Annotated in this window: 16 protein-coding genes and 1 pseudogene; 10 read left to right on the top strand and 7 right to left on the bottom strand. The window is 62.3% G+C overall.

Annotated elements, in window-relative coordinates:
- Positions 1 to 7: 7 nt before the first annotated feature.
- The gene (locus tag AGI3411_RS08295) at positions 8 to 1,090 is read right to left on the bottom strand and encodes a flavodoxin family protein (RefSeq protein ID WP_129526901.1); all 1,083 of its coding nucleotides are present in this window, start codon (positions 1,088 to 1,090) and stop codon (positions 8 to 10) included.
- 217 nt (positions 1,091 to 1,307) lie between these two features.
- Here AGI3411_RS08295 and AGI3411_RS08300 point away from each other — a divergent pair.
- From AGI3411_RS08300 to AGI3411_RS08310, 3 genes and pseudogenes are all read left to right on the top strand, one after another.
- A pseudogene (locus AGI3411_RS08300) lies at positions 1,308 to 2,142 on the top strand (alpha/beta fold hydrolase).
- A 27-nt stretch (positions 2,143 to 2,169) separates the two neighbouring features.
- Entirely contained in the window at positions 2,170 to 3,087 is a 918-nt protein-coding gene (locus tag AGI3411_RS08305) for an MBL fold metallo-hydrolase (RefSeq protein ID WP_129526902.1), read from the top strand.
- Positions 3,088 to 3,149: 62 nt separating this feature from the next.
- Positions 3,150 to 3,467, top strand: coding sequence for an SDR family oxidoreductase (locus tag AGI3411_RS08310; protein ID WP_425265323.1), 318 nt, complete (start codon positions 3,150 to 3,152; stop codon positions 3,465 to 3,467).
- Positions 3,468 to 3,506: 39 nt separating this feature from the next.
- Here AGI3411_RS08310 and AGI3411_RS08315 read toward each other — a convergent pair whose 3' ends face one another.
- Positions 3,507 to 4,763 (bottom strand): D-amino acid dehydrogenase, encoded by a 1,257-nt coding sequence (locus AGI3411_RS08315; RefSeq protein WP_129526903.1) that lies wholly within the window; start codon positions 4,761 to 4,763, stop codon positions 3,507 to 3,509.
- 245 nt (positions 4,764 to 5,008) lie between these two features.
- On the opposite strand from AGI3411_RS08315, the gene AGI3411_RS08320 reads away from it, so the two are divergent.
- On the top strand, positions 5,009 to 7,327 hold the full coding sequence (locus tag AGI3411_RS08320) for a molybdopterin-dependent oxidoreductase (protein WP_129526904.1): 2,319 nt from the start codon (positions 5,009 to 5,011) through the stop codon (positions 7,325 to 7,327).
- Between the two features lie 84 nt (positions 7,328 to 7,411).
- Here the strand turns inward: AGI3411_RS08320 and AGI3411_RS08325 are convergent, their stop codons facing one another.
- From AGI3411_RS08325 to metC, 4 genes are all read right to left on the bottom strand, one after another.
- Complete coding sequence (locus AGI3411_RS08325; protein ID WP_129526905.1) at positions 7,412 to 8,431, bottom strand: Bug family tripartite tricarboxylate transporter substrate binding protein; 1,020 nt, start codon at positions 8,429 to 8,431, stop codon at positions 7,412 to 7,414.
- 106 nt (positions 8,432 to 8,537) lie between these two features.
- Positions 8,538 to 9,317, bottom strand: coding sequence for an SDR family NAD(P)-dependent oxidoreductase (locus AGI3411_RS08330; protein ID WP_129526906.1), 780 nt, complete (start codon positions 9,315 to 9,317; stop codon positions 8,538 to 8,540).
- Between the two features lie 129 nt (positions 9,318 to 9,446).
- Positions 9,447 to 10,382 (bottom strand): 4-hydroxy-tetrahydrodipicolinate synthase family protein, encoded by a 936-nt coding sequence (locus AGI3411_RS08335; RefSeq protein WP_129526907.1) that lies wholly within the window; start codon positions 10,380 to 10,382, stop codon positions 9,447 to 9,449.
- Between the two features lie 41 nt (positions 10,383 to 10,423).
- A complete protein-coding gene (gene metC / locus AGI3411_RS08340) occupies positions 10,424 to 11,641 on the bottom strand; it encodes a cystathionine beta-lyase (RefSeq protein ID WP_129527012.1) in 1,218 nt (405 codons plus the stop codon).
- A gap of 291 nt (positions 11,642 to 11,932) precedes the next feature.
- On the opposite strand from metC, the gene AGI3411_RS08345 reads away from it, so the two are divergent.
- Complete coding sequence (locus AGI3411_RS08345; RefSeq protein ID WP_129526908.1) at positions 11,933 to 13,555, top strand: Re/Si-specific NAD(P)(+) transhydrogenase subunit alpha; 1,623 nt, start codon at positions 11,933 to 11,935, stop codon at positions 13,553 to 13,555.
- A gap of 28 nt (positions 13,556 to 13,583) precedes the next feature.
- Complete coding sequence (pntB, locus tag AGI3411_RS08350; protein ID WP_129526909.1) at positions 13,584 to 14,999, top strand: Re/Si-specific NAD(P)(+) transhydrogenase subunit beta; 1,416 nt, start codon at positions 13,584 to 13,586, stop codon at positions 14,997 to 14,999.
- Positions 15,000 to 15,058: 59 nt separating this feature from the next.
- Here pntB and AGI3411_RS08355 read toward each other — a convergent pair whose 3' ends face one another.
- Entirely contained in the window at positions 15,059 to 16,036 is a 978-nt protein-coding gene (locus AGI3411_RS08355; RefSeq protein WP_129526910.1) for a LysR family transcriptional regulator, read from the bottom strand.
- Positions 16,037 to 16,285: 249 nt separating this feature from the next.
- Here AGI3411_RS08355 and AGI3411_RS08360 point away from each other — a divergent pair, with 249 nt between their 5' ends.
- The 4 genes from AGI3411_RS08360 (at position 16,286) to AGI3411_RS08375 (ending at position 20,245) form a co-directional block, all read left to right on the top strand.
- Positions 16,286 to 16,744: an Lrp/AsnC family transcriptional regulator gene (locus AGI3411_RS08360; protein ID WP_129526911.1), complete on the top strand. Its 459-nt coding sequence runs from the start codon at positions 16,286 to 16,288 to the stop codon at positions 16,742 to 16,744.
- Positions 16,745 to 16,886: 142 nt separating this feature from the next.
- The gene (locus tag AGI3411_RS08365; RefSeq protein ID WP_129526912.1) at positions 16,887 to 17,849 is read left to right on the top strand and encodes a bifunctional GNAT family N-acetyltransferase/nucleoside diphosphate kinase regulator; all 963 of its coding nucleotides are present in this window, start codon (positions 16,887 to 16,889) and stop codon (positions 17,847 to 17,849) included.
- Positions 17,850 to 18,859: 1,010 nt separating this feature from the next.
- Positions 18,860 to 19,429, top strand: coding sequence for a fimbrial protein (locus AGI3411_RS08370; RefSeq protein WP_244240287.1), 570 nt, complete (start codon positions 18,860 to 18,862; stop codon positions 19,427 to 19,429).
- Between the two features lie 63 nt (positions 19,430 to 19,492).
- Entirely contained in the window at positions 19,493 to 20,245 is a 753-nt protein-coding gene (locus tag AGI3411_RS08375) for a fimbrial biogenesis chaperone (RefSeq protein WP_129526913.1), read from the top strand.
- The last annotated feature ends 8 nt before the right edge of the window (positions 20,246 to 20,253 follow it).

The raw sequence follows: 20,253 nt of genomic DNA on the forward strand, positions 1-20,253 counted from the left end.
GCCATACTCACTTCGGCCTGGGATCCTCAATCCCCCGGTCCGGCACCGTCAGTTCTCCCCGCCGCAGCCGCGGCAGGCAATTGACCATGGCGCGCGCCACATTGCGCACTTCCTGCTGCACCGCCTGGTCCCTTTCCAGTTCGTCATGGCTGGTGGCATAGGGACGGTAATAGCCGATATAGCGCTCCAGCCGCGAGGCCGCGCCGGCGTCGATCAGCCCCATCCAATCGAGCCAGTCGCTCAGAGCGCGCCGCTGCCCTTCGATGCCGGCCACGTCGCCGTGCACCACCAGCCCGTAGGCACGGCCGGCCAAATGCTTGGGGTACGGCCAACCCGCCAGTTCGACCTGCTTGGCCTTAAGCGGATCCTTGCCGCCGGTGAGCGTCGGGTCGGGATTGCCGCCATCGGCGCACACCAGTCGGTCGATCATCAGCTTCAAGGGGCTGGGCGACTGGTACCAATACGTGGGCGCGACCAGGATCACGCCGTGGGCCGCCACCCATTTCTCGTAGATTTCCGCCATGGCGTCGTTGTCCTGGCCCAGCGAATGATTCGGGTAGCAACTGCAAGGCCAATGGCATAGCGGCATCGCGGTCGAGACGCAGCCCTTGCAGGGGTGGATCTGGCACTGGTATTCGTACACCAGGCGGCTGAGGTCCAGCATGTCTGCATGCAGGCGCGCCGCCCGCAATTCCTCCATCACGATGCGCGCCAGCCGCCAGCTCTTGGAGACCTCGCCCGGACAGGTGCCGTCGTTGCGCGCGGCGCCGACGATCACCAGCACACGCGACGGCGTGTCCGCATCCTGCTGCACTTGCGCGGCGCGCGCCAGTCGGTCGCGCGTCTCCTTCCATTCGACCGACAGGTCGAAATCGGGATCGGAGAATTCGGGGCCCGCCTTCACGGTAACGGGCGACTTGCGGCCCTGTTCGTAGGCGTCCCAGGCGATCGCCTCCAGGCGCTCCAGCGCCTCCCGCTCGGCCTGGAAGGCCGGATCGTAGAAGCGCCGCATGAAGCGCTCGCGGAAAGCCTCGCGCGCGAGCGGGCCCGGGTATTGGCCCTTGCGCACGGTTGGGGTCGGCTTGCTCATGTGCGCGCGGCGAAACAAGCGTTCGAGTACGGCATGTCGGTCCTCCCGGTACAGGCAGGTCCCACGAGCAGCAAGCGGCGTGCCCGGCCCTTCCCCGCCGTTATTGGTGCGCGCAGCACAACAGAGTGCTTCCGGCGCCGGGCCTACCGCGCGCAAGTCGCCGGACCTACGATGCCTTCACCATCAGCGCAGTCCTCTTCCCAACCGGAGCACACTCATGGCCAAGCACATCATCACCACCACAGACGGCACGCAGATCTACTACAAGGACTGGGGCGCAGGCCCGGTCGTCACTTTTTCTCACGGTTGGCCGCTGAACGCGGACGCCTGGGACGGGCAGATGCACTTCCTGGCGCAGAACGGCTTCCGCGTCATCGCGCACGACCGCCGCGGGCATGGACGCTCGTCGCAGCCCTCGTCCGGCAATGACATGAATGGCTACGCCGACGATCTCGCGCAGCTGATCGAGACGCTCGACCTGAAGAACATCACGATGGTGGGCCACTCCACCGGCGGCGGCGAAGTGGTGCGCTACATCGGCCGCCACGGCACCGGGCGCGTGGCCCGCGCGGTGCTCATCGGCGCGGTGCCGCCGGTGATGCTGAAATCGGCCGCCAATCCCGAAGGGCTGCCGCTCGAGGTCTTCGACGGCATCCGCAGCGGCGTGGCGGGAGACCGCTCGCAGTTCTACAAGGACCTGGCCATTCCCTTCTATGGCGCCAACCGCGCCGGCTCCAAGGTCTCGCAAGGCGAGCTGGACCAGTTCTGGCTGTGGAGCATGCAAAGCGGCCAGAAGAACGCCTATGAATGCGTGAAGGCCTTCTCCGAAACCGACTTCACCGAAGACCTGAAGAAGGTCGACGTGCCCACGCTGTTCATGCATGGAGAGGACGACCAGATCGTGCCCGTGCACGATTCCGCGAAGAAGGCCGCGCGGCTGGTGCAGCACGCCAAGGAAATCTATTACCCCGGCGCCCCCCCACGGGCTCACCGCCACCATGCAAGACCGCATCAACGCCGACCTGCTCGCCTTCATCCGTACCCCGGCCTGAGCGCCCCACTCTCCTGGAGATTCCACCATGCTTGCCATAGACAACGCCTTGCCCCCCAGCGTCGAAACGCCCATCGATCTGGTCCCGTCCCGCTACGCGGTGCAGATCGGAGAAATCGATGCGCTGGTGGTCAGCGACGGAGTGCTGCCGCTGCCGACCTCGACGATGGCCACGAATGCCGATCCGGCCGATCTGGCGAACTGGCTTGATTACATGTTCATGCCGCCCGACGCGTTCGACTGGCCGCTGAACGTGATGGTGGCCCGCAGCGGGGACCAGACCATTCTTATCGACGCCGGGCTGGGCGGGCAGTTCGCGGGCTTCCCGCGCGCCGGGCAGTTCCCCCAGCGGCTGGAAGCGGCCGGCATCGCGCTGGAGTCCGTGACGGACATCATCATCACCCATATGCACATGGACCACGTGGGCGGGCTGCTCGTGCCCGGCGTGAAGGAGCGCCTGAGCCCCGACGTGCGCATCCACGTGTCGGCGACCGAAGTCGAATTCTGGACCTCGCCCGACTTCTCCCACACCGTCATGCCCAAGCCCGTGCCGGCAGTGCTCCGCTCCACCGCCACCAGCTTCTACAACGAATACCGCGGCCAGCTGCGGATCTTCCAGGACAGGCACGAGGTTGCGCCGGGCGTGATCGTCCGCCTCACCGGCGGCCACACCCCGGGGCACAGCGTGGTCGACCTGGTGTCGGGCGATGAACGGCTGACCTTCGCCGGCGACGCCGTGTTCCCGGTCGGCTTCGACCACCCCGAGTGGCACAACGGCTTCGAACACGATCCCGTGGAATCGGCCCGTGTCCGCATCGCGCTTTTCCAGGAACTGGCGCAGAACCGCGGCCTGCTGGTGGCCGCCCACCTGCCGTTCCCGTCCGTCGGGCGGGTGGCGGTCGATGGCGAAGCGTTCCGCTGGGTCCCGGTCATCTGGGACTACTGATCGATACACCGCTCGCGCGTCGGCCGGCTGCTGGTAGCGCCGGCCGCCGCGCCCATGAAGGAATGCAGATACAAAAACTCTCTGGCAAGACCGCCGTCGTCACCGGCGGCAGCAGCGGCATCGGCTTCGCCGCGGCGCAGGCCTTCGTGGCCGAAGGCGCGCGCGCCGCCAGCTACGACGCCCAGTTCGCCACCAACACGCGGGCCGTGTTCGAATCGGGCCGCCCCGCGTTCGAGCAGGGCATGGCCTCGGCCATCCCCCTGGGGCGCCAGGCACATTCGGAAGAGCTGGCGAGCGCCGCTGTATTCCTGGCTTCGGACGACAGCAGTTTCGTCACCGGGGCGGACCTGCGCGTCGATGGCGGGATCGCACTGACGTAGCGCTCAAGGCAGCCCGGCATGCGCCTACATATAGCAGGGCTACTGCCGAAAGCGCTCAATAGTGAGCCCATCGAGGTCGATTTCAGGCTCGCGGCCGCATACCAGGTCCGCCACGACCCGGGACGTTCCGCATGCTTGGGTCCAGCCGTTCGAGCCATGTCCGCTATTGAGAAACAGCCCGTCCCAGCCAGAGATTCCGAGGATGGGGGGCCCATCCGGCGTCATAGGGCGCAGCCCCGTCCAGAACGTAGCGTTCTCGTAGTCGATTCCGTTGGGGAGCAGGCTGCGCGCCACCCGGACCAGCACATCTCGACGATCCGCCTTCAATGACAGGTCATGGCCAACCAGTTCGGCCATGCCTGCCACGCGGATTCTATTGCCCAACCGAGAAATCATGACCTTGTTGTGTTCGTCCATGACCGACATGGTGGGCGCTTGATCAGGATTGGTCACCAGCGCGGTAATGGAAAAGCCCTTGAGCGGATATACGGGAAGCTTGATCCCCAACGGAGCAAGCAATGCCGGAGCCTGGTTGCCCAAGGCGACAACCGTGGCATCGGCCTTCAGCGCGCCGGAAGCGGTCTCGCAGCCCACCACCCGGCCGCCCTCATGCAGCAATCGCCTTACCTGGGTGCCAAAGTGGAATTTCACGCCCTGGCCCCGAAGCCAGGCGGTCAATGCCTGGCAGAAAATGTGGCTGTCGCCCGATGCATCGGACGGCAAATGAAGGCCGCCCGCCACCTTGGAGGTGGCCTCCCGCAAGGCCGGCTCGACCGCCAGCGCATCGCGTCCGTTCAACACATTGTGCGGAATGCCGAATTCCTTCAGCGCGCTGGCAGCGATGTTGCCGTACTGGCATTCCGCTTCGGTCTGGAATAGTTGCAACACGCCTCCTGCATGAAAATCGAACGCGATCGGCGTCTCGGCCATAAGCCGTTTCAGACAGGCAAGGCTATAGTGGGCCACGCGCTGCATGCGCAGCTTGTTGATGCGAAATCGCGTCGCATTGCATTCCATCAGCCATCGCCTCGTCCAACGGAGCCTTTCAAGTTCCGGCCAAAGCGAAAAACGCACAGGGGGGTCGGCCTTCAACGCCATCTTCAATACCTTCATCGGCATTCCCGGCGCGGCCCATGGCGCAGCGAAGCTCGGGCACAAACCGCCAGCATTGCCGAAGCTGGTTTCCATTCCGGCCGCCGAGTGGCGCTCCACGACTTCGACTTCATGGCCTTCTCGACAAAGATAGTAGGCCGTTGCGGCGCCGACCACGCCGGCTCCGAGGATGAGAACTTTCATGGTTGTCCTGGTCGATCCCTATATCTGCGGCGTTGGCGGAATGCGCAGGCCGGCAATGCCATGCCTGACCGGGTCCAAGACTAAAGGTTATCGAAGGGAAATTTATTTCATTGTTTTGACGTCAAACCGTGCGAATGGGAAAAAAATTCACCTGCTCTGTTGTTAGCATTGACAGTGCGTTGGATGTCCGCAGTCGATCCGGGTCTTTGGAATGCGCGATCCCTGGGCCAAAACCTTGTCAAATCATGTCTAAACAGATTCGCCGCTTCCCCTCGCTCTCCCACTGGGGCGCATTCACCGCAGTCACGCAGGGCGGCCGGCTGATAGATTGCGAGCCGTTCGCCCACGACAGCGCCCCCTCGGACATCCTGCGATCGATGCCCGCCATGGTCCACTCGCCTCTACGGGTGGACCGGCCAGCCATTCGCAAGGGATGGCTGCGCGATCGGCACCTGTCCGACGGGAGCGAGCGCGGGCATGACGACTACGTGGAGGTCAGTTGGGACGAGGCCCTTGCTGCCGTCCATTCGGAACTCCAGCGAGTCAGGGCGGCGCATGGCAGCGAGGCCATCTTCGGTGGCTCATATGGCTGGTCCTCGGCAGGCCGGCTGCACCATGCGCGTACCCAGACGCACCGGTTCCTGAACGCCGGCGGCGGCTTTACGAATCAGGCGGGGAATTACAGCTGGGGCACCGCGCAGTTCCTGCTTCCCCATGTGATCGGCACCTATACGCCGGTGACTGGCCGCGTGACGGACTGGAACAGCGTCACGGGCCACACGCGCCTGTTGATCGCATTCGGCGGCATGCCGCTACGCAACACTCAGATCACGTCGGGCGGCGCCGGGGACCATCCCTTGCGCGGGCAACTCGAGCGGGCTGTAGCGGCGGGCATTGAGTTTGTGGTCATCAGTCCAACCCGGGGGGATGTTCCTCCCGGCGTTCAGGCGCGCTGGATTCCCATTCGTCCCAATACGGACGCCGCCTTGATGCTGGCAATGATCCAGACGCTGGTCGCCGATGGCATCCACGACGAAGAGTTCCTCCAGGTCCATTGCATTGGATTTCCGGCCTTGCGCGATTATCTGGAAGGCAAGACGGACGGAATCCCCAAAACGCCGGAATGGGCCCAGACGATCTGCGACGTCCCTGCCGAGACGATCCGGGCGCTCGCGCGCCAGGCGCGCAACGTTCGCACGATGATCACTTGCGCATGGTCATTGCAGCGCGCCCATCGCGGCGAACAGCCGTACTGGGCCAGCATTGCGCTTGCCGCTGCATTGGGGCATATCGGGCTGCCTGGCGGCGGTTTTGCGTTTGGACATGCCTCCATGAACGGCGCCGGAAACCCGCGCATGGAGATTGCGGGGCCGGCCATGGAATCGGGGCGCAATCCCACCGGCTCGGTGATCCCCGTTGCCCGGGTCACCGACATGCTGCTGCATCCTGGCCAGCACTACGAATTCAATGGGCGTGAAGGCGCCTATCCGGACATCAAGATGGTGTACTGGGCTGGCGGCAACCCCTTCCATCACCAACAGGACCTGAATCGCTTCAGCCGGGCATGGAGCCGGCCGCAAACGATTGTCGCTCACGAGATTTGGTGGACACCCATGGCGCGCCGCTCGGACATCGTGCTGCCGGCCACCACCACACTGGAAAGAAACGATATCGGCGGCTCCACGCGCGATCGCCATGTATTCGCCATGCACCAGGCCCTGGCGCCGATCGGCTCCAGCCGCAATGACTTCGACATATACCGGGAACTGGCCGCCCTGGGCGGCTATGAGCAGAGTTTTACGGAAGGCCGTGGCGAGATGGAGTGGATACGGCATATCTTCGAATCCATGGCTCGGGCATGGCGCGGCAGTGGCCATACGGCCCCTGATTTCGATGCATTCTGGAACCGGGGATTCGTGGAGATCCCCGAGCCGGAAAGACCATTTGTGCTATTCGAAGAGTTCCGCCGGGATCCCGAGGCAAATCCGCTGCGTACGCCGTCGGGCCGCATCGAACTGTATTCGGAAAAGATCGCCGGGTTCGGCTATGCCGATTGCCCGCCCCACCCGACCTGGCTGACGCCGGAAGAGTGGCTAGGATCACCCAAGGCAGCCCGGTGGCCGCTGCACCTGCTCACTCCCCAGCCCGCGGGCAAGCTCCATTCCCAGATGGACGGCGGCCAGGCATCGGTAGATCTGAAAATCAATGGCCGGGAAGCCCTGCGCATCTCGCCGCCGGACGCAAAAGCTCGCCGCATCGGCCAGCATGATCTCGTCAAGGTCTACAACGACCGGGGCGCGTGCCTTGCAACCGCGCTCATCGACGCCGACCTCAAGCCTGGCGTGGTGGCCCTGCCCACCGGAGCATGGTTTGACTCGGTCGACGAAAGCCTGGAACTACACGGCAATCCCAACGTGTTGACGATCGACGTAGGCACGTCCCGCCTGACCCAGGGAAGCAGCGCTCAGTCCGCGCTGGTGGAGGTGGTGCGGTGGGAAGAAGCCGCGCCTTTGGTCCAGGCCCTGGAGGTACCGGCGATTGTCAGATCTGGCAGCGCCGCATAGGCATGATCCTGAGCCGGAAGCGGTGCTGCCCTGAAGCGGTCAGAGCGCCCCTCGATGGGGCGCTCTGGCTTATGGGCAACCGACTCAGTCCGCGGTGATATTGGCCTGTTTGATGATGGCGCCGTATTTGGCCGTCTCGGCCTGTATGTACTGCGCGAAGTCCGCGCTGTTCCTGTAGGAGCTTTCAAAGCCGAGGTTCTCGAGCTGCTCCTTCATGCTGGCGGACGTCGTGACCTTCTGCGCGGCGGCGTCCAGCTTCTTGAGAATCGGCTCCGGCAACTTGGCGGGGGCCCACAAGCCATACCAGGAATAAAACTCGAAATCCTTCAGCCCGGCTTCCCGCATCGTCGGAACATCCGGAAGCAATGGGCTGCGCTTGTCGCCGGTTACCGCCAACGCGCGTATCTTGCCCGACTTGACCATGGGCAGCGAGGAGAGCATCGGATCGGCGAGCGCGTGAACCTGCCCGCCGATCAAATCGGTCAAGGCAGGGCCGCCGCCTTTGTACAGGACGATCGGGACCTGCAGATCGGAAAGGCCGGCTTCATATGCGAACTGCGCGATGGCGAGGTGCCCCGCCGAACCAAAACCCGTGGTCGCAAAATTGTATTTGTTGGGTGCCGCCTTCACTACGCCGACGAATTCCTGCACGGTCTTGGCGGGAACATCGTTATTCACACTGAATATCAACGCGCCCTGGGCGAGACCGCTGATCGGGGTGAAATCCTTCACCGCATCGAAGGTCATCTTCTTCCCATAAAGCAAGGGATTGATATTGTGGATCGACGCGTTCAGGTACAGCGTATAGCCATCTGGCGCCGCACGCGCGACCACGCCTGCGCCCACCATCCCGGACGCACCCGCCCTGTTGTCGATGATGACCGATTGCTTCAGCTCCTCGCCAAGCTTCACCGCAAATATGCGGGCCAGGCCATCGACGGAACCGCCGGGGGGATGAGGCACCACGATGGTGATCGGACGGCTGGGATAGGAGGCGTCCGGCTGCGTTTGCGCCTGCACCGAACCCAGCCAGGCCAGGCCACCGACAACCGCCGCAATGCCTTTGATGCAAGAGCGGCGAGAACGAAAAGGGATATTAGGCATGACGAACGGTCTCACTGAAAATAGTTATGCAACGAATACCGCCCTCCCTCCTCTGACCCGCAATCCATGAGAGAGGGGCGTGGAAAGAGGAATGATCGTAAGCGAATCAGTAGGTGCCGGGATAGGCGGCGCCGTCTATTAAGATATTCTGGCCGCATATATAGCCGGATTGGGCGGCGCAGATGTATGCGCAAAGCGCGCCCAATTCCTCGGGCTCCCCGTAGCGTCCAGCCGGATTATTGGACCCGCGCTCCGCCCATAGCTGCTCAAAAGTCTTGCCGCCCGGCTCCAGCATCCCTTCTATGTGATGCCGCTGCGCATCGGTGGCGAAGACGCCCGGCAACAGGTTGTTGATGGTGACGTTATGCCGCACCGTCTGGCGGGCCAGGCCCGCAACGAAGCCGACCAGGCATGAGCGCGCGCCATTAGACAGGCCGAGTTCAAGCTGCGGGGTTTTAACGCTGCGTGAAACGATATTCACGATGCGGCCGAAGCGGCGTTCCATCATGCCGTCCACGATCCTTCGAATCATATCGATCGGCCCAAGGGCCATGGCGTCGAGGGCCGAATGCCAGTCGGCCTGGGTCCATTGGCGAAAGTCGCCGGGCGGCGCCCCGTCTGCGTTGTTGACGAGAATGTCGGGCGCCGGGCAAGCCGAGAGAGCCGCCTCCCGTCCTTCATCCGTGGTGATATTGGCAACCACATACCGGACCCGGGTTCCCGTGGCCTCCGTGATCTCGTCAGCCGCCTTGGCCAACGTGCTTTCCGTGCGCGCCGCAATGGTCACGTTGACACCTTCGCTCGCCAACTGATGGGCGCAGGCGCGGCCCATTCCCTTACTGCCGCCGAAAACCAGCGCATGGCGGCCTCGAATTCCCAAATCCATAGCGTTTCCTATTCCAAAGGCGCTGCCCAAGCCATGACATGAGGAGGCCGGAAGGAGTTCCGTCAGTTGGAGGCCGCAAGGCAGGCCTTCTTCAAACGCAAATCCTTTCCGGACTCATCCTGCTTCGGATCAAGCGGCCTTCAGCTGCAGCGAGCTCCAGCCGTACTTCTTGTCGAGGCCCAGCGCTTTGACCGTGCGCAGTCCCTTGAGCAAGGGCTCGCCTTCCAGCGCGCGCAGCGGCTTGCGCAGTTCGCCTGCCGGCAGGCCCACGGCCTTCATCAGCGACTTGATGGCCACGGGATTGATGGCCGAGTACGAGTAGTGCAGCAATTGCAGATTGCGCAGATAGGACTCGCGGAAGCTGGTGCTGACCTCGGGCGACGTCCAGGGCTGGGAAATCTCCGCCAACTCCGCCGGAGCGATGTTTCCAGTCATGTTGGCCGTGCCATGGCCGCCCAGGCTCATGGTCGGCACGACCAGGCCCAGATTGGGCGAATCGCAGCACATCACGGAGACGTCGGGCGCGCCATATAGAACTTGCGCCACCTGGCCCACGCGCGTGGTGGATTCCTTGTGGACCACATAGTTCGGGTGTTTGAAAATGCGCAGCAACTGGTCCCAGTGCAGGTCGCTCTTGACGCGCGGGGGATTGTTATAGATGCCCAGCGGCAGGTCGGTTGCGTCGGCGACTTCGAGGAAATAGCTTTCGATGTCCGATTCGGACGCGCAGATATACGCGGGCGCGGCCAGAATGGCGCCATCGGCGCCGTTGGCCCGCGCAAAGCGCAGGTAATCCATGGTGGCATCGGTGTTGTTGCCCGTGCAGCCATAGAAAAGCTTCATCTTGCCGGTCTTCATCTTCGCGGTTTCCACGATGATGTCCTGGCGCTCCTTCTGCGACAGCATGGACACCTCTCCCGTGGATCCCATGATGAGGACCGCGCTGGTGCCGTTGTCTTCCTGGAACTTCAGCAATTCCCGGAAAGCTTCGTAATCGGGGCTGCCGTCCTTGTTGAAGGGCGTAATCAGAGCCACGAAGGACCCGGTGATCTTCATCTTGCTCATGTGTACTCCAGTAATGGAAAAGTCAAAAATGGCAGAGACGCTCAAGCCGAACGAACGACTTCTTTCCGAGCATCCTGCTGCGCCTCTTTGCAGGCAACCATCGCAGCCAGACCCTGGTTCAGGTCGGCGATCAGGTCTTCCGGATCTTCCAGCCCCACGTGCACGCGTACCGCCCTGCCCTTGTAGGGCCATCGGTCGCCGTGGTGCTTTCCCGGACTGAACGGGATGGCCAGGCTTTCATAGCCGCCCCACGACACGCCGATCCCAAAATGATGCAACGTATCGACGAAAGCTGCCACTGATTCGTCATCGCTTGCGCGCAGGACCACGGTGAACAGGCCGCTCGCGCCCCTGAAATCACGTTTCCAGATGGCATGGCCCGGATGCGATGGCAGCGCCGGATGCACCACGGCCTCGACCTCGGCTTGCTGCTCCAGCCACTGCGCCACGCGGATTCCCGACGCCATATGTTTCTGCAGCCGCACGCCCATGGTGCGCAGCCCGCGCAACGCCAGGAAGATATCGTCGGGGCTGGCCGTCTGCCCCATTTCTTGCGTCGTCTCCTTGACCTTGGGCCAGGAGGCTTCGTTGCAGGTCACAACGCCGAGCATGGCATCCGAATGGCCCACGATGTACTTGGTGGCGGCGTGGATCGACACATCGACGCCATGCTCGAAAGCCTTGAAGAACAATGGCGTGGCCCAGGTGTTGTCCATGACGACGAAAGCGCCGTGCGCGTGCGCGGCCGCCGCGATGGCGGGAATATCCTGGATTTCCAGTGTTTCGGAGCCTGGCGATTCGACGAATACGACGCGGGTATTGGGCTGCATGAGCGATTCAATGCTCTTGCCGCAAGCGGGGTCGTAGACCTGTACTTCCACCCCGTAGCGGCTAAGCACGCGATCGAGGAAGGAGCGGGTCGGCGAATAAGCGCTATACGACACCAGGATATGGTCGCCGGCCTTGAGCAATGCGGTGAGCGCCGTGGCGATGGCCGCCAGGCCCGAGGGAAATACCAGCGAGCGGTGGCCTCCCTCCAGGGTGGCCATGGCCTCCTCGAATGCATGGGCGGTGGCGGTTCCATAGCGGCCATAGGTGGTGGCGCCCGGCTCTTGCGCGGCGCGGGCGCGCTTCATGCCTTCCCATTCCGCCATGCTGCCGGCGAGAATCGTCGACGCCCTGCAGATCGGGGTATTCACCAGGCCGCCAAACCGCTCCGGATGCCGGCCTGCGCTGACGAGTTGAGTATTTTCCCTCATGAACTTCAATCTCCGTGGATACGCAGCCAGCGCTTCTGCGGGAAGTCGAAGGCCACTGATGACGCGATCAAGTTTATGGGGCCAGTCGGTGAAAACTCTTCGATTTTTTACCGCTTCCGACGGAAAAAAGAGAAAAATAATCACCGCCGAATTCCGACAATCCTTGCGACGGCGGACAGGACGTAGCAAGATCAGGTTCAACTCGGATCTTGATCCGCCCCTATTTTCAGTATTTGCGCGGTCAGTCCATGTCCCGCAACAACCGATTTTCAAACCTGATGGGATCTGTCAATGTCCAATACTTCCATCCATCCGCCGCAACGTAGCGAGGCCCAGCGCATAGGCGTGCCCCGGGAAACCTTCCCCTTGGAAAAGCGCGTCGCCACGGTGCCCGACGTCGTCGAGAAACTGATCAAGCTTGGGTTCAAGGTCGCCGTCGAATCCGGCGCCGGCGAAGCCGCGAATTTCAGCGACGATGCCTATCGCGCCGCTGGAGCCGAGATCATCGATGGCGCCGCGGCCCTCTGGGCCGCCTCGGACATTGTCTTCAAGGTACGGCCGCCCAGCCCCGATGAAGTCGGCCTGATGCGCGAAGGCGGCATGCTCATCGACTTCATCTGGCCGGCCCAGCACCCCGAGCTGATGCAGCAGCTGGCCGCCCGGAAAGCCACGGTACTGGCCATAGACTGCCTGCCGCGCACGCTTTCGCGCGCGCAGAAGATGGATGCGCTGACCTCCACCGCAGGCGTCAGCGGCTATCGCGCCGTCATCGAGGCGGCCAATGCCTTCGGCCGCTACTTCAACGGCCAGATCACGGCGGCGGGCAAAGTGCCGCCAGCCAAGGTCTTCATCGCCGGCGCGGGCGTAGCGGGCCTGGCGGCCATCGGCACGGCCGCCAACCTGGGCGCCATCGTACGCGCCAACGACACCCGGGCCGAGGTGGCCGACCAGGTCAAGTCGCTGGGCGGCGAATTCGTCAAGGTCGACTACGAGGAGGACGGCGCTGGCGGCGGCGGATACGCCAAGGTCATGAGCGAGGGCTTCCAGGCCGCGCAGCGCCAGATGTATGCGCAGCAGGCCAAGGACGCGGATATCATCATCACCACCGCCCTGATCCCCGGCAAGCCGGCGCCCAAGCTCATCACGGCCGAGATGGTGCAGAGCATGAAGCCCGGCAGCGTGATCGTGGACATGGCCGCCGAACAGGGCGGCAATTGCGAACTCACCGTACCCGGCGAGGCCGTGGTGCGCCACGGCGTGACCATCATCGGCTATACCGACCTGGCTTCGCGCCTGGCCAAGCAATCATCCACGTTGTACGCCACCAACCTGCTGCGCCTGACCGAGGAGTTGTGCAAGGCCAAGGACGGGCTGGCGATCGTCAACATGGAAGACGATGCGATCCGGGGCCTGACGGTGATCAAGGACGGCGCCATCACCTGGCCCGCACCGCCACTGAAACAAGCGCCCCCACCCGCGCCCAAGGCGGCCGCCGCCCCGGTGGCCGAGAAGAAGAGCGGCCACGGCCATGGCGCCCGCGCCCCCATGTCGGCCAAGACGCTGGCCCTGGTCTTCCTCGTGGCGGCCGGGCTGTTCGCCTGCGTAGGCGCCTACGCGCCCGCGGCCTTCCTGGGCCACTTCACGGTGTTCGTGCTGGCCTGCTTCATCGGCTACATGGTGGTGTGGAACGTCACGCCCGCGTTGCATACCCCGCTGATGAGCGTGACCAACGCCATCTCCAGCATCATCGCGATCGGCGCACTGGTGCAGATCGCGCCGCCCGAAGCCGGCACAGCCGGCCGGCCGGACGGGCTGATCCTGTGGCTCGCTTTCGCCGCGCTGGTGCTCACGGCCATCAACATGTTCGGCGGCTTTGCCGTCACACGCCGCATGCTCGCCATGTTCCGCAAGTAATGACTATCAGAGCATAAGGAAAACGAACATGTCCCAATCGCTCGCTACCGTCGCCTACCTGGGCGCGGCCATTCTCTTCATCCTCAGCCTGGGAGGGCTGTCCAACCCGGAAACCTCGCGCCGCGGCAACCTCTTCGGCATGATCGGCATGGCTCTGGCCGTGCTGGCCACAGTGCTCGGCCCGCGCGTCGGCTCCTCCGGCATCGCCTGGATCGTCGGCGCGCTGGTCATCGGCGGCGGCATCGGTCTCTACGCTGCCAAAACCGTGAAGATGACCCAGATGCCCGAGCTGGTCGCGCTCATGCACAGCTTGGTGGGTCTGGCCGCCTGCCTGGTCGGCTACGCCAGCTATGTCGATACCTCGGTGCAATTCCAAGGCGCGGAAAAAGCCATCCATGAGGTGGAGATCTATGTCGGCATCCTGATCGGCGCGATCACATTCAGCGGCTCCCTGATCGCCTTCGGCAAGCTCAACGGCAGGATCGGCGGCAAGCCGGTGCTGCTGCCGGGCCGCCATTGGCTCAACCTGGCGGCGCTGCTGGTGGTGATCTGGTTCGGCAGACAATTCCTGAACGCCGCCGAGCCCGGCGCGGGGATGACGGCACTGGTCGTCATGACGGCGATCGCGCTGCTGTTCGGCGTGCACATGGTCATGGCTATCGGCGGAGCCGACATGCCGGTAGTGGTTTCCATGCTCAACAGCTACTCGGGCTGGGCGGCAGCCGCCACGGGCTTCATGCTGAGTAACGACCTGTTGATCGTCACCGGCGCGCTGGTGGGTTCTTCGGGCGCCATCCTCTCCTACATCATGTGCCAGGCGATGAACCGCAACTTCATCAGCGTGATCGCCGGCGGCTTTGGTTCCGGCGCGCCGAAAAAGGCCGCCTCGGGCGACAAGGCCGCAGAGCCGCAGGGCGAGGTGGTTCCCGTCAGCGCCACCGAAACGACCGAAATGCTGCGCGAAGCCAAAAGCGTGATCATCGTGCCCGGTTACGGCATGGCGGTGGCCCAGGCTCAGCACACGGTGTACGAGATCACCAAGGCCCTGCGCGAAAAAGGCGTGAACGTGCGCTTCGCCATCCACCCGGTGGCCGGCCGTATGCCGGGCCACATGAACGTGCTGCTGGCCGAGGCCAAGGTGCCCTATGACATCGTGATGGAGATGGACGAAATCAACGAGGAGTTCCCGGACGCCGACGTGGCCATCGTGATCGGCGCCAACGACATCGTGAACCCCAGCGCGGCGGAAGACCCGACGAGCCCGATCGCCGGCATGCCGGTGCTTGAAGTATGGAAAGCCAGGCACTCCATCGTGATGAAGCGATCGATGGCCTCCGGCTACGCGGGCGTGGACAATCCGCTGTTCTACAAAGAGAACAACCGCATGCTGTTTGGGGATGCGAAGAAGATGCTGGACGAGGTGCTGTCCGCGCTCAGGGGCTGACCGGCCCCGCCCGTGCCGGGCGCCATCGTGGCCATGGCGCCCGGCACGGACGAAATGCGTCAGCCTCGCGCACCGGACCGGGACCGGGACTGGGACCGGGCTCGTCTCGGCTTGCTTGTGTCTAGGAAGCTCCAGCGGCCCGCGCGCTCTTCGATGATTGTGGGAAATGTCTCCAGGCAAAGCTTGTGAAGCGCGCGCACGAACGGATTCGATTTCAGGAACATGGCTTCGCCGAAGTAGATGGGAATCCGCGGCGCGTTGGGGAGCGCGATGCAGTTCAGGCGCCTGTCCGACTCGTCGATGCACCAGGTGGGCAGCAAGGCGAAGCCCAGGCCTTCGTCGACGCAGCGCTTGACGCTCATGCTGGTCGAGGTAGATACCGCGACCCTTGGCTGCTCGTTGCCGACCGACAAATAGTCCAGTGCGATATTGCGCAGCATCTGGCCCGGTTCATAAGTCACCAGCGGCCGTCCGAGCGCCCATTCCGGAACCGCCGTCTCATCGGGCGGCGCGGGCCAGCTCGAAGGGAACGCCAGCGCCGGCTGATAGTGGCAGATCACGCGCTGCGGAATCACCGTATCGCCAAAATAGCGCTCGCTCAAACACACATCGAGCGTGCCATTGCGGATCAGCTCCGGCAGCGAAACGTCTTTTTCGTAGCCGACGATCTCGACGTTGGGATACATCCGCTGGAATTTTGTCAGCACCGGCGGCAGCAAGTAGAAAAAAATCGCGTGCGGCATTCCGATACGGATGACCGGCCGCTCCTTATCGATCAAGCTGCCCAGGCGCGTCAGCATGACATCGAACTCCGGCGCCAGCAGCCGGTAAAGGCTGGTGCCGCGCGGAGTGAGCTTGATCGACTTGGCGCCCCGCCCGGCCACCACCAGCTTCTCGCCGACGCGCTGCTCAAGGCGCCGGATGTGATTGGCCACCGACTGGTAGGTGATGTTCAGCCTGCGCGCCGCGGCGGAATAGGTGCCCTCCTGTGCGACAAGGAAAAAAGTCTGTGTGAGAGTGAGGTCCACCTCTTTCATCGTGCCTCCGGCTTCCCGGCTCAAATATAAAATTTCTTGTAGGTTTGGATCGATGAATTGTATCGCTCCAATCTGAGGCCATCTATAACATCGACTTCAGGTTTGGCCTCCGAACCGCGCAGCAGCTGCATGCTTGCCGTGCAGAAAGGAGGGTAAGCAGAGTGAGCCATTGACAGTCGTCGCTGACTCTCCGACAAAAATATGCAGTCGCCTTGTGCGCGGCTCGGGCCAAGCGCGGGGGTCAACGCTATGGACAAGAAAGATCGATGCATCCTCGCGCTGCTTCAGGCAGACGCGCGCCTCTCGAACAACGAAATCGCGGAACGGGTCCACCTTTCGCCCACCGCCTGCTGGAAGCGGATTCAACAATTGCAGGCGTCCGGGCTCATTCGCCGTCAGGTTTGCCTGCTGGACAACAACAAGGTGGGGCTGGGCCTGACGGTGTTCGTCTCGATAAAAACGAACCGCCACGATCTCAATTGGCTTGAAAAATTCGCGCTCGGCGTCAAAGACATGCCGGAAGTCATGGAGTTCTACCGGATGACCGGCGAAACCGACTACCTTCTCAAGGTGGTGGTGCCCGATATCGCAGGGTTCGATCTCGTCTACAAGAAGCTCATCCGGGTCGCCGAATTGTTTGACGTCAGTTCGAGTTTCGCGATGGAAGAGCTGAAGTACACCACGGCCTTGCCGCTTGATTATCTTTGACTCGATAAGCGCGGCAGGCAGCGAAAATACGGCGCGCCACGTCGGTGAGCGCAAAACATACCGAACTTGCTCGACAGACCGGCCGTTCGGCATTCGCGCGCGTTCCGTCTTAAAATAGCCGCTTTTTGCCGAAAGAACCGTCATGGCCATAGCCATGAAGGGCTTTCATCCTTTACAAATAAGTGTGGTGAAGATGAACAAGCCTTTCATTTCGCTGTGCCCTGAAATCACCCGGGCGCACGCGCTGACTCTGATGGATTGGTTGGAAGACGAACGCGTCACCTGCTATCTGAGCGATTCGCGCCATGTCTCCCGCTTCATCGAGCAAGCCATCGATCGGACCCAGCTGCCGATCTTGACTCATCTGTTCAACCAGGGCGGCCGCTTCTTCATGGCCTATGACCGGCATGACGCCCCGGTGGGTTTCGTCCGCCTCATCAAGACCGGCCCGGACTGCGAGATCGTCCTGGTCATCGGAAACAGCGACAACTGGGGCCGGAACCTTGGCGCCAGCACGATCCGCGAAGGCATGAAACTGGCCTTCCTCGACATGCGGTCCGAGAAGCTCATCGCCAAGATCCATCCTGACAACGCGCGCTCGCTGAAGGCCTTTCTGCGCATCGGCTTTCTGCTTGAAGGCGAAACGCCGACATTGAAGTCACTTTCCATGACTGCGGGGCGCTATCTCCGGCTCCTGCGCGAAGGCGCCGTCGGCGACTCCAACGATATCTACATCACTGAGATCGACAAGGCCCGGCTCAAGAGCCTGATCGAGCTCGAACAAGGCCCGGCGATCGTCGAACTCGAGCACGAGCTCGAGCGGGCCATTGTCGTCAAGCCGCAGCAGGTGGCGCGCAATGTCGTCACGATGAACTCCAGGGCCTTGCTGCAGCTGGACGACGAAGAAATGGAAGTGGCCCTGGTCTACCCTGAAGACGCGGATAGCAGCGCCGGTAAGTTTTCCGTGTGTTCCGACGTCGGCGCTGCCATCCTGGGCTATCAGGAAGGCGACGCCATCGATTGGCGGATTTCGGACCGGACCCGCCGGATCGGGATCAGGAAAGTGCTTTACCAGCCGGAAGCCGCGGGCGATTTCCACCTGTAGCTCGGCGCTCACGGATCAGGCGCGCTGGCCTTCGAAAGGTATGACGGGGCCGCGCTTTCCGTCACCATCCCAGCCAACAAGCATGTAGGGAACCTTCATGCTGCATTACACCTGTCTTTCCGCCCACGCCCAACTTCTGCCTCGGATACGGACTGGGACCCGGACAACGGCGGCTTCGACGGCTGGGCCGAATGGTTTGAAGAGCTGCCGCTGCTGTTCCTGTACCTGATCGGCGATGCACATCATCCGCCGCGGGTGATGGCTCTTATTTGATTTACCAGCCTGCCGCTTGACAACGCGCGACCCGTTTAGTTGTCTCTCAACGCACGCCCATACTTTGATGAAGCACGCCACTCAATCGCGGCGCAGCGGCGGGCGGGCAGATTCCCTTGCCGAAACACTCCCTTATTTGGAAAAACGTCAATGGTGCCTGGTTTTTGCACCGCGTTTATGCATCGGATTATCTTCTGCCCATTGAGAATATTGACGCCACGATAAAGGCAGTCAGCGATTTCAATCAGACAACCCTTCAGCAGCGCGGCGCTGAGCATCTGGCATTCAATAGTCGATATGACCCTATACGGAAAAGATTTCGTCGCAATTCTGCCGACACAAAACCGAACTTATCGAGGCATTACATCAAGGCATCCGGGAATTTTCAGGAGAAAAGAATTCATATATGGATCGCTACGTAGAAAAATTATCCAAGAATTCTAAAAACGACCTGACCAATGAATTTATAAGTAACGCAATCATTTCACTTCGGCGCAAATATGTGGCGGATATTTACGCTCAGCAGGGTCGATGCATAGGATTTATGCGTATCCAATAAGACTTCGAGAATTTTCTTAGTTTTTTTTGTTACCCCACTTCATAGAATTCTTAAGCTCCTCAAAACAAGGCGCGCAAGCAGGTCGCGATAGGTTCATATGCGGCTTGCGGGGGTTTCCACACCAGCATTCTGGTGTCCGGAAACACTTTCTTGATCTTCAATCAACAAAGAGTCAACTATGAAAAAACTCGTTCTGAGCCTGGCCATTCTGTCCGCATGCGGCGCGGCTGGTTTCGCCCAAGCCGCCCCGGCCGACGGCGCGAAAGGCCTCATCAAGTTCACCGGCAACATCAATGCAGACACGTGCACCCTGAGCAGCCCGAACGGCTCTATCGCCGGCAAAACCCTGACCGTGGACATGGATGAAGTCCCCGCCGCCTCGCTGGGCACCGAAGATGCGCCCTCGACGTCGGGCACGGGCCTGAACGCCGAGGCGAAGGATCTGGATCTGGACATTCAGTGCGCCACCGGCACCAAGGTCTCGATGACACTCACCCCGTCCGCCATCTCGGGCAAGGGTATTGCGGTGGAAGGCGGCGCCAAGAACGTGCAAATCGTGTTGACGCGTGACGGTTCCTTGGTGGACTTCACGAGCGGTTCCGCTGACGTGAACGCCAACGCCGCAGTCGACGGCAAATTCCGCGTTCCGCTGAAGGCCTACTACACCCGCGTCGCCGGCAAGGCAGTTGCCGACGTCACGGTCGGTAAGGCCAACGCGACGGTCAACTACGTTCTGAAGTACGAGTAAGTCTCGATATGCCGCGGCGAGTCGGCGAGCCGGTTGCGCCGCGGCGAAAACGAAGGGAGTGCAATGACATCTTTCGCCCAAATTCAACGTGTGTTGGTTGGCGGCCTTGCCGCGGCAACATTGCTGTATGGAGCGTGCGCACAGGCATCAATCTCTCTGAGCGCCACCCGCATCATCGTGCTGGAAAGCAAACAGGAAGCTTCCATTTCCGTCCGCAATAGCGGCACTCCTGTGCTTGTCCAGTCATGGCTGGAATCGAATACGGCGGGCACCTCTGACGACCTGCCCTTTGCAGTCACGCCGCCTCTGGCCAAGGTCGCGGCTCCTGGCCAACAGTTGATGCGCGTGCTTTACGCCGGGGGCCACAGCGGCCTTCCCCGCGACCGTGAGTCGGTCATGTGGTTGAACGTGCAAGAAATCCCCCAGTCGACTGGCGGGGACAATCAACTTCAGATCGCAGTTCGGCAGCGGATCAAGGTGTTTTTCCGCCCGACCATGATCGAGGGCGCCTCCACCGACGCGCCAGGTTCTTTGCGCTGGGCCGTTGCGCAGGACGCAGGCCGGCCGGCGCTCAAGGTCACCAATCCCAGCATGTACCACGTCTCGTTTGCTTATTTGGGCATCGTCGGCGGTAAGGAATTGCCGACGCCAGAGATGCTTGCCCCTGGCGAGACACGCTTGCTTCGCGCCGACGGCGTCGCGCGCAACTCCAAGATCAGTATCCGAATCATCAACGACTTCGGTGGCGTTGACGCCTTTGACGTTCAACTGTCTGGGGAAGACGCGACGTCTCCTGCAGCAGTCCAAACAGACTAGTAGTGGCG

It is taken from the genome of Achromobacter agilis (assembly GCF_900496965.1).
GTDB classification, from domain to species: domain Bacteria; phylum Pseudomonadota; class Gammaproteobacteria; order Burkholderiales; family Burkholderiaceae_B; genus Achromobacter; species Achromobacter agilis.